We start from the raw sequence: 12,743 nt of genomic DNA on the forward strand, positions 1-12,743 counted from the left end.
TGTGGGGGATGAGGCCTCCGAGCACAGCGCGAAGCCCGACGGCCGACCGGTCAGGCGCGGTGTGGCACTGCCCGGCGGGCGACGTCCCGGCGTGTCGCGTTGTACTTCGCGGACGGGATCACCGGCGCGGCCCGGGTTGCTGAACCCTGTGTGCGTCGCGCAGCAGGCCGGGAGCCAGTCGGCGGTGTACTGCGGACAGCAGCGACCAGATGCGGGCCCCCATCGGCCGGTCGTAGCAGAGGATGGTGGCCATCGACACCTGCTCGTCACCGACCTGGACGACGAGGTGGCCGGTCAGCATCCAGGAGTGGGCTTCGAGCCTGATCCATCTGTCGCAGCGGTCGGCGATCTTCCATCCGGCCAGGTGGTCCGGTGCTGCCCGGCGCTGCAGCCGCAGGCCCAGAAGCACCCGCCAGATGAACTGGCCCGGGAGTCCCGCGACGTCTTCGAACGCCGCACGCGCCCACTGCTCCGGTGACCTGTGCGAGGCGTCATGCGTGAGGAGCGTGAAGACGTCGATGTAGTCGGGGTCGGCCGGGCCGAGAGCACGGATCGCCGGGGGAATGTCATGTTGTCGACGGACGGTCAGTTCTACGTCAGTCCTGTTCGCTTCGTCGCGGTCAGTGGGACGGTTGGTTCCGGGTTCCACCTTCATCTCCTTGACTTCTCTGAACCACCCCGGGCGCGTCCGAGCAGCGACGTCCTCATCGGCTGGCGGCGGTTGGTCATCGTCCTGCTGTGCTGCCCGCACGTCAGGTCGGCGTGCCGACCCGCCACGCCCGTCCGATCATGCGCATCAGCGCCGGATACACGATCAGGTACCGGAACGGCGCGATCGCAGCCATGTAGACCCTGCCGAGCAGGCCGTTCGGCTTCACGAGCACGGTCATCTGGCCGCGGTGGCCGTCGGCGTCATCCGGGACCCAGCCGATGTGCATCACGGTGTGCACGGTCTTGTTGCGCTCTCGGCCGTCCACTCGGTGGCCGTCAGGTAGACCGAGGTGAACGGAACCGACGGCAGATCCGGCCCGCACGGGCCCTCGCGCAGATCCTCCGGCAACCGGCTACGCAGTGTCGGCACCCGGGAACCGACACCCGAGCCGGCCTTGTCCCAGCCGAACACCCTCCCGACGTGCCAGCGGAGCGCGAAGAGGACGCGGGCGGCACCCGAGAACGGATTCGGGCCGTCGTCCTTCGCGAACCACTCCACCAGCAGCGGAAGGTCGTCGGGGCCGCCGGGCGTCGGCAGGACCCAGACGTCCTCGACGCGGAAGTCGGGGGCGATCTCGTGGATGCGCCAGGGCCGGGACGTGTGCGCTGATCTCGGGACTCTCATCGGTGGTCATCCGTCCGGTCGGGGACAGCGGGGTCGACTCCGAGCACGCCGGCGACAGCGCGTTCGGCGAGCAGCTCGTCGTGCGGGGACTGGCCGGCCAACGCGACGGCGGTGCCTTCGAGGGCGCCGACGAAGGCGAGCGCGAGAGTACGGGCCGGAGGGCCGGACGGGATCGTTCCTGCGGCGCGGCCGGCGCCGATGAGCTGGACGCAGTGCGTGACGAGCTCGTCGTAGCTGCGCTCCACCTCACGCCCGACGGGATGGTCCTGCCCGGTGAACTCCAGCCTCAGCGCGATCGCCATGCGGGCGAAGTCGCGTCGGCAGAAGACGGCGTGTCCGCGCGCCATGGCCAGCAGCGCCGCGACGGGCTCCGACTCCTGGCCGACGAGGCGGCCCACCTCCTGTTCCCAGGTGTCGAGGACCCACTGGAGGGCGGCCAGGGTCAAGTCCTGCTTGTCCTTGAACTGGTGGTAGAGGGCGCCCCGGGTGTACCCGGCGTCGCCGGCCACCTCCGCCAGCACGAGGTTGCCGTAGCCGTACCGGGACAGGCCCCGGGCGGCGGACTCCAGCAGGGCGCTGCGGGTCTGCGCGCTGCGTTCGGCCTGACTGGAACGAGGACGACTGGCGGAGCCCCGCCCGGCCGACGGGTCCGAACCCAACTGGTTTCGTACATGCATGTATGTATGTTACAGGGCGTCAGGGGCATGAACATGCCGTACCCCGACGGGGCCTTGGGAAGTGACCCCAAAGCCCCCGAAGGGCCCGCACCCGCGTTGCCGACATGGGCAGGGCTTGACGTGAGGGGTGTGGGTCGGTCCGTTACGGGTGCAGCTCAGTCCGGCGCGTCGAAGACCTCTCCTGCGGAGGCGACGCCGACCGCTCCGGCTGAGGGGCACGCCGGAAATAGCGCCTGGGGCTCTGTGCGGCAAGGCACCAAGAAAGCTCCTGAGGGGCGCCCTGCGGCTTCTTCGCGGAGTCGAGGTGGGGGGGGATTGAATCTCGTGAACTTAGGGCCGCACGGCGGCACATGGAGGCATTTTCGCCCCTCCGGTGAGGGGCGCCCCCGGTATCCTGGACAGCGTCCCGGCAGTCAACAGCCCCGAGGCCCCTGAGCCTCCGGGGCCCTGTTCGGGCTGCCCGCACCGTCTCCGCCAGCTGTCCGGCCGCTCCCGCACCGTGGTGCGGGAGCGCGGTCTGCCATGCCCGAAAGAGAGCATCTGTGACCACTTACGACACTCGCGCCGCCACCGGTACCCCCGAATCCCCGCAGCCCGGCCACGTGGGGGCGGCGTCGTACGACGCCAATGCGATCACTGTCTTGGACGGCCTGGACGCCGTGCGCAAGCGGCCCGGGATGTACATCGGCTCCACGGGGGAGCGGGGGCTGCACCACCTGGTGCAGGAGCTCGTGGACAACTCCGTGGACGAGGCACTGGCGGGGGTGGCCGATCGGATCGAGGTGACGATCCTGGCCGACGGCGGCGTGCGGGTGGTCGACAACGGCCGTGGCATTCCGGTGGGGATGCACCCGGTGGAGCAGCGGCCGGCCGTCGAGGTGGTGCTGACCGTGCTGCACGCGGGCGGGAAGTTCGGGGGCGGCGGGTACGCCGTTTCCGGCGGACTGCACGGTGTGGGCCTGTCGGTGGTCAACGCCCTGTCGACCCGGCTGTCGGCGGAGATCTGGACCAACGGCTACCGGTGGACGCAGGACTACGGGGACGGCGCTCCCACCGCCCCACTGGCCCGCCATGAGGCCACCCCCCGCACGGGCACCTCGCTGACGTTCTGGGCAGACGGCGACATCTTCGAGACCACCGAATACTCCTTCGAGACGCTGGCCAGGCGTTTCCAGGAGATGGCCTTCCTCAACCGCGGGCTCACCCTGACCCTCACCGACGAACGGCCTGCCGCGCGCGCGACGGCCGCGGCCGACGACGCCGGCTCGGACCCGGCAGCGAAGACGGTCTCCTACCGCTACGACGGCGGCATCACCGACTTCGTCGCCCACCTCAATGCCCGCAAGGGCGAGCCGGTCCATCCCTCGGTCATCACCATCGCCGCCGAGGACCCGGAACGGCTGCTGTCGGCCGAGGTAGCCCTGCAGTGGAACGGCCAGTACACCGACAGCGTGTACTCCTACGCCAACGCGATCCACACCCATCGGGGCGGGACCCACGAGGAGGGCTTCCGCACGGCCCTGACCACCGTGGCCAACCGCTACGCGCGGGAGAAGAAGCTGCTGCGGGAAAAGGACGCGAACGTCTCCGGCGAGGACATCCGCGAGGGCCTGACCGCGATCATCTCGGTCAAGCTCGGCGAGCCGCAGTTCGAGGGCCAGACCAAGACCAAACTCGGCAACACCGAGGCGCGCACGTTCGTGCAGAAGATCGTCCACGAGCATCTGACCGACTGGTTCGACCGCAACCCGAACGAGGCCGCGGACATCGTGCGCAAGGCCGTCCGGGCGGCCACGGCCCGGGTCGCGGCCCGCAGGGCGCGCGACCTGACCCGCCGCAAGGGCCTGCTGGAGACGGCGGCGCTGCCGGGCAAGCTGTCCGACTGCCAGTCGAACGACCCGGCGATGTCGGAGGTCTTCATCGTCGAAGGAGACTCCGCCGGCGGCTCGGCCAAATCCGGCCGCAACCCGCAATACCAGGCGATCCTTCCGATCCGCGGCAAGATCCTCAACGTCGAGAAGGCCCGCATCGACAGGATCCTGCACAACCAGGAGATCCAGGCCATCATCTCCGCGCTCGGCACGGGCGTGCACGAGGACTTCGACCTCGCCAAACTCCGCTACCACAAGATCATCCTGATGGCGGACGCCGACGTCGACGGCCAGCACATCAACACCCTGCTGCTGACCTTCCTGTTCCGCTTCATGCGCCCACTGATCGAGGAGGGCCACGTCCACCTCTCCCGCCCCCCGCTGTACAAGATCAAGTGGAGCCGGGACCACGTCGAATACGCCTACTCCGACCGCGAACGCATCCTGCTCCTGGAACGGGGCCGGCAGGACGGCCGCCGGACCAAGGACGACTCCGTCCAGCGCTTCAAGGGCCTGGGCGAGATGAACGCCGAGGAACTGCGCGTCACCACCATGGACCCCGACCACCGGGTCCTGGGCCAGGTCACCCTCGACGACGCAGCCGTCGCCGACGACCTCTTCTCCGTCCTGATGGGCGAGGACGTCGAAGCCCGCCGCCACTTCATCCAGCGCAACGCCAAGGACGTCCGCTTCCTCGACATCTGACCCTGGGCACCGGCCTCCCGGCCCCCGGGCCGCCCGACCCGGTCCCGGTCGTGCAGGACGTTCTTCGGGTCGGGTCGGGGGTGCTGTCGCCGCCTGCGTTGCCGACGCGGGTCAGTACGGCCGCGCCCGCTTCGCGAAGGCCGGCGACAGCTCGTCCTGCGAGGCGCTCGGGAAGGCGACGGTGTTCGGGTCGCCGTCCGAGGTGTACCGGCTCTTTCCGGCAGCGAGCTCGTCCAGCCAATGCGACGAACCGAACTCGGCGTCCTCGTCGTCGTGTCCCGCTGAGCGGATCCGGGGGATCGCGCCGGGTGTGAAGGCCTTCGCGAACGGCGAGACCGACGGGTTGGCCCCGACGAGGTACACGCCGTCGTATCGGTAGCCCGTTCCGCGCGTGGCGAGCCCGGCCGGCCGGGGCATCGCGCCGAAGGGCAGGGCGAGCGAGGTGACCTGCGTCCCGGGCACGGCCCTCTCGATCGCCTCCTGGCCGGCTGAGATCGCCCTCGCGGCGTCCGCCTGGTCCAGGGAGCGCAGGTTCTCGTGGCGGCCGGTGTGGTTGGCGACCTCGTGCCCGTGCTCCTTCAGCCAGGCCAGGGCCTTGGCGGAGCCCGTGGCCGAGAAGGCGTCCGCGTTGACGAAGAAGGTCGCCACCGGCTTGAAGGCGGGGTACTTCTTCGCGGTTTCCGCCAGAATGGCGACTGCGGTGTCCGGCACCGGGCGGCCGTCCGGGCCGAGGCGCACCTGACTGTTGGTCGAGTCGTCGAACGTCAGGACCACGGGGTGCGTGCCCGCCGGGATGTCGATGCGGCCCGTCTGGAAGTCCCGTGCCGTCACCGGCACGTAGCCCTCCCGAGCGAGGCGCTCCAACTCGGCCCGGAAATCGGCCGGGGTGCGGTCGTAGACGCTGGCCGGATCCTCGGTGAGCTGGTGGTACATCAGCACCGGCACCTGGCCGAGTTCGTTGGCACCGACTTCCGCCGGGCCCTTCGCGGCGACGGGGCTGGCCGCCGACGACGCGGCAGCATGGCGTGGCCCGGCGGACGGTGACGGCCCCGTGGAACAGCCGGTGGCGAGCAGGGCCGCGGCGCACGCCAGGGCGCCGAGCGGGACGAACGGGGCGAGCGGGGCGAGCGGGGCGAGCGGGTGGCGCATCAGGAGCCTCTCCATGGCGATGGGTCGCGCCATGACTACCTGCGACGGGAGCCCCCATACCGCACTGTCCCCTGCATGGCGTAGCCGCCGCGCCGGAAGCGATCGCGGCCGTACGTGTGAAATCTGAGCAGAACGAGGCGACCGGCACACGGAGCGGCAATGAATGCAGGCACATCGGGCCCACGCCCACGGCACGAAGGACCTCAAGATGTTCCCCACACGCATGTCGCACTCCAGCCCCTCCCTCCGTCTGCGGCGCTCGGCCCATCGGCGCGCCCTCATAGCGACGACCGGAGCGGTCGCACTGGCCGGAGCGGGCGTCGGAGCCTGGACGTTCCTCGCGCCGGGTCCGCGCATCCAGGGTGTGAGCGACGGCGTGGTCCTCAACGGGCGCGCGGCGGCACGGGTCAGTGCCTACCTCGCCGCCGACGCGGCCGGCGGTAGGGACGAGCTGCGCGTCACCCTGGACGGTGCGGCGGTCCCCGTCACGGCCGAGGGCGCCCGCCTGAAACTCGTCCTCCCGCAGCTCAAGGAAGGCCGGCACACCCTGGTGGTGACCGGCGACAGCAGCCTCCCCTTCGCCTCGTACCGCGAGGTCGTCGGCTTCACTGTCGATGCCACGGCTCCCGAGCTGAAGGTGGCCGACCCCCAGGTCAAGAACGCCACCCCGGTGACCCTTGCCGGCAGCGCCTCCACCGACGCCCACGTGAGCGTCAACGGCAAAAGGGTCCCCGTCGACAAGGCCGGCGCCTTCAAGGTCACGGTGCCGAAGGGCACACCCCTCGTCAGGGTCACCGCCGTGGACCGCGCCGGAAACACCACCACGAAGGACGTGTCCGCCCGGGGACGCCGCCCCATGATCCGGGCCGCGCACATCACGGCCATCGGCTGGGGCGACGACACGCTGCGCGGCGACATCCTCGCTCTGGTCCGCGCCGGCAAGCTCAACGCCGTCGAGCTGGACGTGAAGGACGAGGACGGCGAGGTCGGGTACGCGTCGCAGGTGCCGCTGGCCCGCCAGATCGGCGCGGCCAAGGGCTACTACGACGCCCGCAAGGCGATCGCCGAGATCCACGCCGCCGGCGCCCAGGCCATCGGCCGCATCGTGGCCTTCCGCGACCCCAAGCTCGCCTCGGCCTCCTGGAAGTCCCGCAAGCAGGACCAGCTCGTGCTGACCCCGGACGGAGAACCCTACGACGGCGGGCACTACGGAGCCCTGTCCTTCACGAACTTCGCCAACCCCACGGTCCGCAAGTACAACCAGGACCTCGCCGTCGAAGCGGCTCGGCTCGGCTTCGACGACATCCTCTACGACTACGTGCGCCGACCGGACGGCCCACTGACGGACATGCGCTTCCCGGGCATCGGTACCGCCACGCCCGAGCAGTCCATCACCTCGTTCGTCGCAGACACCCGGACCGCGCTGCGTCCGCACGCCAAGTACCTCGGCGTCTCGGTCTTCGGCATCGCCGCGACCCGCCCCACCGAGATCGCACAGGACATCGGTTCCCTGGTCAAGGTCAGCGACTACATCGCACCGATGGTCTACCCGTCCCACTGGGGGCCGGGAGAGTACGGCGTCGCAGAGCCGGACACCGCCCCGTACGCGATCGTGCAGCGTTCGCTCGCCGACTTCGCCCGCCAGGCGAAGGGCACGCAGACCGAGATCATCCCGTGGCTGCAGGACTTCTCGATGGGCAGCACCTACGGGCCGGCTGAGGTGGCCGAACAGATCAAGGCTGCGGCAGCGAACAAGATGAACTCCTTCATCCTCTGGAACGCCGGCGCCCGCTACCAGGGCGCGGCACTCCCGCGGATCGCCACGCGCTGACGGGGCCGGCCGTACCTGTCTGAGGTTCTCCTCCCACAGCAGTTCCGGGGGGCGACCTCAGGCAGGGGGGTGCAGCCGGTAGCGGGCCGCTGCGGCGTGGAAGGCGTCGTTCTCCTCCCGCAGCCCGATCGTGACGCGGACCCCCTCGCCGGGGAAGAGGCGGACGAGCACCCGCTGTTCGGCGCAGAACCCGGCGAACTCCGCTGCGTGCCGCCCCAGCGGGAGCCACACGAAATTGGCCTGGGAGGGCGTCACCGGATGCCCGTCGCGCAGCAGGCGCTCGGTCAGCCGGGCCCGTTCCCGGACCACCTGAGCGGTACCGTCGCGCAGCTCCTCGGGGCGGTCCAGGACGGCGAGGGCCGCGGCCTGGGCGATCCTGCTGACCGCGAACGGCACGGCCACCTTGTGGACGGCCGACACCACGGACGGTGCCGCCACGCAGTAGCCGATGCGGACGCCGGCCAGCGCGTACGCCTTCGAGAAGGTGCGCAGGACGGCCACGTTCGGGCGGTGCCGGGCCAGCTCGATGCCGTCCGGCACGGCGGGGTCGTCGACGAACTCGCGGTAGGCCTCGTCCAGGACGACCAGGACCCGCTCGGGCAGCCGGTCGAGGAACGCGCCGAGCTCGCGGGCGCCGACTGCTGTGCCCGTCGGGTTGTTGGGGTTGCAGACGAAGACGATCCGGGTGGCCGGGGTGACCGCGTCGAGCATCGCCTCCAGGTCGTGCCGGTGTGCGGCGTCGAGGGGGACCGTGCGGGTGCGGACGCCGGCGACGCGGGCGAAGACGGGATAGGCGTCGAAGGACCGCCAGGCGCAGACGATTTCGTCCCCGGGGGCGCAGAACGCCTGGACCAGGTCGCGGCAGAGGCCGACCGATCCGCAGCCCACGGCGATGCCCGCCTCGGGGACGCCCAGTGCGCGGGCGAGCCGGTCCGTGAGGGTGTCGGAGAACCACTGCGGGTAGCGGTGGGCCTCGGCGGCCGCGCGGGCGATCGCCTCGACCACGTGGGGTGGCGGCGGCAGCGGGCCTTCGTTGGAGTTGAGCAGGATGGCGTCGGGTGCGGTCGCCGGGATGTTGTAGTCCGGGACGGCGGCCAGGTCGCCGCGGATCGCAGGACCCATGGGGCTCCTCGGGGGCGGGAAGGGGCTGGGGAAGGGCGGGCGGGGCGGGGCGGCCCGTCAGTGCGGGGCGAGGCGGAAGACGGCGTCGGCCATGCGACGGATGCGGCGGTGGTCGGCGAGGAGCTGCTCCGGGCTGTCGCCGGTCAGGAAGACCCGCAGGGGGCTGGAGAGCAGGTCGGTCGTCGGCCGCATGCGGTCGCCGGGGGCGAGGCGGGGCACGGCGAGGTGCACCGTGTCCAGGGCGGTGATCGCGGCCAGGGCGTCCTCGTCGACGGCCTCGACCACCCCCTGGCGGGTGGTCTGCACGTGTACGACCATCCCCTCGCGGTGCTTGCGGTACAGGGTGTCGCCCGGGTGGCGGCGGGTGAACTCGTCGGGGCGCACGCAGGCCAGGGCGAGCAGGTCGGCCTGGTTGCCGTCCAGGCAGGAGTCGTGGTGGCCGGGGTCCATGAGGCCGTCGAGGCGGGCGCCCACCTCGACGAGGACGGGTCCGGCCGCGGTCAGCATGATCTCGGCGTGGGCGGCGCCGAAGCGGATGTCCAGGGCGTCGAGGACGGTGTCCAGGTAGCCGACGAGGGGTTCGACCTCGGGGGCGCCGGGATCGAGGAGGACGTCCCGGTCGTAGACGGGCCGGGTCCCGGCCAGGGTCTTCTCGTACCGCCAGACGCCGCACACGCGGCGGCTGCCGGCCGGGCCGCGGACGGCGTCGACGATGTACTCGGTGCCGTCGAGGAAGGACTGGACGAGCACCTCGGTGTTGCGGCGGCCGAAGATGTCGCGGCTGCCGAGGATCTCGGCGACCGCGGCGCGGACCTCACCGGGGCCGCGGCAGACGGAGACCTTGTCGGTGGAGGCCGAGCTGAGCGGCTTGACGACCACCGGGTAGCCGTTGCGGCGGGCCCAGTCGAGGACCTCGCCGGCGTCGTCGGACTTCAGCTGGTCGGCGCAGGGGATGCCGGCGGCGCGCAGCGCCTCGATCATCCGGTACTTGTCGCGGCGCACCGCGGAGGTCAGCGACGGGTTCCCGGGCAGGCCCAGCAGTTCCGCCGTCCTGTCGGCGGGCGGAACGCCGGTCTCCTGGCCGGGCAGCACCCCGCAGGGGCCGAAGGCGGCCAGCTCCCGCACCGTGCGTGCGGGATCGGACGGGTCCTGGACGATGTTGGCTAGGTAGGGGCGCAGGTCCGGCGGCGGTACGCAGTCCAGGAACTCGGGGGTGCTCTGGAGGTGGACGACGTCGGCGCCGAGCCTGCGGAACGCGGCGGGCAGGTACTTGCCGACGGAGTAGCCGTCGACGACCACGCCGACGGGGGCGCGGCCGCCCGGCCGGTGGGCGGTGGGCGGGTCGGGCTCGGCGGGTGCGGCTGCCATGGTCGGATTCCTTCTGCGGGGAGGGGGCGGGACGGGCGGGCGGCGGGGCGGTCAGGCGGCCGCGGCGACGCTGACGCGGTGGACGGTCCGGGAGACGCCGGGCGGCACGTCGGTGGCGACGTGGTAGGTGGTCGCGGTCTTCCACAGCAGCAGGTCGTGCGGCGTCCAGTGGTGGGTGTAGGTGTGCTCGGGGTCGGCGAGGAGGGTGTCCACGAGGTCGAAGAACGCCTCGTTCTGGTTGGCGTCGAGGCCGACGACCCGGTCCGTGTAGGCGCGGGCCGCGTACAGGAAGCGGCGGCCCGTGTGCGGGTCGCGGCGGACGACGGGGTGCTGCACGGCCGGGTACTGGCGGGCGACCAGGGCCTGGACCTCGGCGATGGACAGGCCGACGTGCTCGGGCGCGATGCGCTGCTGCTTGGTGAGGGTGTGCAGGCCGATCCGGTCCGCGAGGAGGGCCTGCCAGTGGGCCGGCAGGCGGTCGTGGACGTCGGCGGCGCTGGCGAAGACGGTGTGCCCGCAGTCCCCCGGCACGTTGACCCCGTGCAGGACGGTGTAGGTGCTGGGGTCGGCCTCGAAGGAGGAGTCCTGGTGCCAGAAGTGCCCGACCCGCTCGATCCCGACGGGCCGGCCCGCCCTGCGCTCGTTGGAGGAGACGAGGATCTCGGGGTGTTCGGGGTGGCGCCAGTCGGCCAGCAGGAAGGGGACCGGCCGGCCGAGGCGGGCGGCGACGGCGATCTGCTGCTGCGGCGTCAGGTCGATGCCGCGCACGACGACGAGGTCGCGCCGGTGCAGGGAGTCGAGGACGTCGTCGAAGACCTCGGGGCGGGTGAGCTCGGTGGGGGTGAGGCCCGTGTACTCGACGCCGATGAAGGGGGTCAGGTCGCGCTTGTGCACGTGTGCTCCTTGTGCCAGGTGTGGGCGGCCGGTCGGGGGGCCGCGATGGAGGCGCGGTTGACGCCGCCGGAGAGCGGGCCCGTCGTACGGTCTGCGGCGGACCCGGCCACGGTTCGCCGGGTGGTGGTGGTCATGGCCGGTCCGGGTCTCCCGCCGGGCGGAGCATGCCGCCGGGGTTGAACAGCCCCGCCGGGTCGAGCGCCGCCTTGACGGCGCGGTGCACGCGCAGGCCGACCGGTCCGATCTCCCGCTCCAGCCAGTCCTGCTTGAGCTTGCCGACGCCGTGCTCGCCGGTGATCGTGCCGCCGAGGGACAGGGCCAGGTCCAGGATGGCGTCGAAGGCGGTGCGGGCGCGGGCCTGCTCGCGGTCGTCATGGCGGTCGTACAGCACGGTGGGGTGCATGTTGCCGTCGCCGGCGTGGCCCACGACGGCGACCGTCAGGCCCGCCGTGTCCCCGATCTGCGCGCAGCCCTCGATGAGTTCGGCGATGCGGGTGCGGGGCACGGCGACGTCCTCGGTCATGCAGGCCCCCTGCGCCTCCAGGGCGGTCAGGCTCACCCGGCGGGCGCGCAGCAGCAGGGCGCCCTCGGCGGCGTCCCGGGTGGCGTGCGTCCAGACGGCGCCGGACTGCCGGAACAGCTTCTCCAGACGGTCCAGTTCGGCTTCGCCGACGGAGCCGGCCGCGTCGGTCTGGCACAGCAGGAGGGCCTGGTCGTCGGCGCCGGCCAGGTCGGTGCCGAGGTGGGCGGACGAGGCGCGCAGGGACGTCGCGTCCATGATCTCCATCAGGGAGGGCACCAGGCCGGCGCGGACCACCCGGTTGACGCTGGCGCCGGCCTTCGCGACGGAGTCGAAGGCGGCGACGACGGTGCCGGGGGCGGCGGGCAGCGGCCGCAGGGCGAGCGTGGCCCGGGTGATGACGCCGAGGGTGCCCTCGCTGCCGACGAGGAGGCGGGTCAGGTCGTAGCCGGCGACGCCCTTGACGGTGCGGCGGCCGGTGCGCAGGAGCGAACCGTCGGCGAGGACGGCCTCCAGGCCGAGGACGTAGTCGCCGGTGACCCCGTACTTGCCGCAGCACAGGCCGCCGGCGTTGGTGGCGAGGTTGCCGCCCAGGGTGCAGGTCTCCAGGCTGGACGGGTCGGGCGGGTAGTACAGGCCGTGGGCGGCGGCGGCCGTCTTGAGGCGTTGGTTGATGACGCCGGGCTCCACGACGGCGAGCCGGTTGTCCGGGTCGAGTTCGATGATCCGGTCCATCCGGGTGGTGACGAGGACGACGCAGCCGTCGACGGCGTTCGCGGCGCCGGTCAGGCCGGTGCCGGCGCCGCGCGGCACGATCGGGACGCGGGCCGCCGCGCAGGCCCGTACACAGGCCTGCACCTGCTCCGTGGTGGTGGGCAGCACGACCGCGTACGGCCGGCCGTGCGGGGCCAGCGGCATCATGTCGCGGGCGTATCCGGCGGTGGCGTCCGGGTCGGTGACCAGGCCGTGGTCGCCGACGGCGGCGCGGAGGGCGGCGGCCAGGTCGGCGCCGGCCACGTCGGCACCGACGACGTCGGCGGCCGTCACGCCGGGCTCCCGTCGGCGGCGGCGACGAGGATGGCGCGGGCGGGGCACAGGTCGGCGGCCTCGTGGACGGCCGCTGCGAGGTCCTCGCCGGGCTCGGGGTCGAGGAGCAGGACGACGCCGTCGGAGTCGTCCTGGTCGAAGACCTCGGGGGCTGACAGCACGCAGTGGCCGGCGCCGACACAGCGCTCGGGGTCGAGGGTGACCTTCATCGGGTCGGCTCCTT

The 12,743-nt window shown here is 72.1% G+C and carries 11 protein-coding genes and 1 pseudogene; 2 read left to right on the top strand and 10 right to left on the bottom strand.

The genetic code is table 11. The annotated features are described in order from the left end of the window. Positions 1 to 118: 118 nt before the first annotated feature. The 3 genes and pseudogenes from ACFVGY_RS19795 to ACFVGY_RS19805 form a co-directional block, all read right to left on the bottom strand. Positions 119 to 649, bottom strand: a complete 531-nt coding sequence (locus ACFVGY_RS19795) for a hypothetical protein (protein WP_385678899.1) — start codon at positions 647 to 649, stop codon at positions 119 to 121. Between the two features lie 103 nt (positions 650 to 752). Further along, positions 753 to 1,336, bottom strand: a pseudogene (locus tag ACFVGY_RS19800) (DUF2867 domain-containing protein). Then, entirely contained in the window at positions 1,333 to 2,013 is a 681-nt protein-coding gene (locus ACFVGY_RS19805) for a TetR/AcrR family transcriptional regulator (RefSeq protein ID WP_385678902.1), read from the bottom strand. Before ACFVGY_RS19805 ends, ACFVGY_RS19800 begins: the two are co-directional and overlap by 4 nt. A 542-nt stretch (positions 2,014 to 2,555) precedes the next feature. Between ACFVGY_RS19805 and gyrB the strand changes: the two genes are divergently transcribed. Beyond that, complete coding sequence (gyrB, locus tag ACFVGY_RS19810) at positions 2,556 to 4,589, top strand: DNA topoisomerase (ATP-hydrolyzing) subunit B (protein ID WP_385678905.1); 2,034 nt, start codon at positions 2,556 to 2,558, stop codon at positions 4,587 to 4,589. A 111-nt stretch (positions 4,590 to 4,700) separates the two neighbouring features. On the opposite strand, the gene ACFVGY_RS19815 is transcribed toward gyrB, so the two are convergent. Continuing rightward, entirely contained in the window at positions 4,701 to 5,771 is a 1,071-nt protein-coding gene (locus ACFVGY_RS19815; RefSeq protein WP_385678907.1) for a polysaccharide deacetylase family protein, read from the bottom strand. A 130-nt stretch (positions 5,772 to 5,901) separates the two neighbouring features. Here ACFVGY_RS19815 and ACFVGY_RS19820 point away from each other — a divergent pair, with 130 nt between their 5' ends. Then, positions 5,902 to 7,569, top strand: a complete 1,668-nt coding sequence (locus tag ACFVGY_RS19820) for a putative glycoside hydrolase (RefSeq protein WP_385678910.1) — start codon at positions 5,902 to 5,904, stop codon at positions 7,567 to 7,569. A 57-nt stretch (positions 7,570 to 7,626) separates the two neighbouring features. Here ACFVGY_RS19820 and hisC read toward each other — a convergent pair whose 3' ends face one another. From hisC to ACFVGY_RS19850, 6 genes are read right to left on the bottom strand one after another with little or no spacing between them, the layout of a single operon-like run. Beyond that, complete coding sequence (hisC, locus tag ACFVGY_RS19825) at positions 7,627 to 8,691, bottom strand: histidinol-phosphate transaminase (RefSeq protein WP_385678913.1); 1,065 nt, start codon at positions 8,689 to 8,691, stop codon at positions 7,627 to 7,629. A 57-nt stretch (positions 8,692 to 8,748) separates the two neighbouring features. Further along, complete coding sequence (locus ACFVGY_RS19830) at positions 8,749 to 10,059, bottom strand: ATP-grasp domain-containing protein (RefSeq protein ID WP_385678916.1); 1,311 nt, start codon at positions 10,057 to 10,059, stop codon at positions 8,749 to 8,751. Positions 10,060 to 10,110: 51 nt separating this feature from the next. After that, positions 10,111 to 10,953, bottom strand: coding sequence for a TauD/TfdA dioxygenase family protein (locus ACFVGY_RS19835; RefSeq protein ID WP_385678919.1), 843 nt, complete (start codon positions 10,951 to 10,953; stop codon positions 10,111 to 10,113). Next, positions 10,935 to 11,087 (bottom strand): hypothetical protein, encoded by a 153-nt coding sequence (locus ACFVGY_RS19840; RefSeq protein ID WP_385678922.1) that lies wholly within the window; start codon positions 11,085 to 11,087, stop codon positions 10,935 to 10,937. Before ACFVGY_RS19840 ends, ACFVGY_RS19835 begins: the two co-directional genes overlap by 19 nt. Then, positions 11,084 to 12,520 carry an FAD-binding oxidoreductase gene (locus ACFVGY_RS19845; RefSeq protein ID WP_385678925.1) on the bottom strand — a complete coding sequence of 479 codons (1,437 nt, stop codon included), beginning with the start codon at positions 12,518 to 12,520 and terminating at the stop codon, positions 11,084 to 11,086. The genes ACFVGY_RS19840 and ACFVGY_RS19845 overlap by 4 nt, the downstream gene beginning before the upstream one ends. After that, positions 12,517 to 12,729, bottom strand: coding sequence for a ferredoxin (locus ACFVGY_RS19850; RefSeq protein ID WP_385678928.1), 213 nt, complete (start codon positions 12,727 to 12,729; stop codon positions 12,517 to 12,519). Before ACFVGY_RS19850 ends, ACFVGY_RS19845 begins: the two co-directional genes overlap by 4 nt. Between the last annotated feature and the right edge of the window lie 14 nt (positions 12,730 to 12,743).

The sequence above is a fragment of the Streptomyces sp. NPDC127106 genome (assembly GCF_042677605.1).
Classification (GTDB): Bacteria; Actinomycetota; Actinomycetes; order Streptomycetales; family Streptomycetaceae; genus Streptomyces.

What these genes read in the sequence shown, in the direction of transcription:
- hisC (WP_385678913.1), bottom strand. Translation starts at nt 8,691, where the DNA reads ATGGGTCCTGCGATCCGCGGCGACCTGGCCGCCGTCCCGGACTACAAC.
- ACFVGY_RS19820 (WP_385678910.1), top strand. Translation starts at nt 5,902, where the DNA reads ATGCAGGCACATCGGGCCCACGCCCACGGCACGAAGGACCTCAAGATG.
- ACFVGY_RS19840 (WP_385678922.1), bottom strand. Translation starts at nt 11,087, where the DNA reads ATGACCACCACCACCCGGCGAACCGTGGCCGGGTCCGCCGCAGACCGT.
- ACFVGY_RS19850 (WP_385678928.1), bottom strand. Translation starts at nt 12,729, where the DNA reads ATGAAGGTCACCCTCGACCCCGAGCGCTGTGTCGGCGCCGGCCACTGC.
- ACFVGY_RS19805 (WP_385678902.1), bottom strand. Translation starts at nt 2,013, where the DNA reads ATGCATGTACGAAACCAGTTGGGTTCGGACCCGTCGGCCGGGCGGGGC.
- ACFVGY_RS19815 (WP_385678907.1), bottom strand. Translation starts at nt 5,771, where the DNA reads ATGGCGCGACCCATCGCCATGGAGAGGCTCCTGATGCGCCACCCGCTC.
- ACFVGY_RS19830 (WP_385678916.1), bottom strand. Translation starts at nt 10,059, where the DNA reads ATGGCAGCCGCACCCGCCGAGCCCGACCCGCCCACCGCCCACCGGCCG.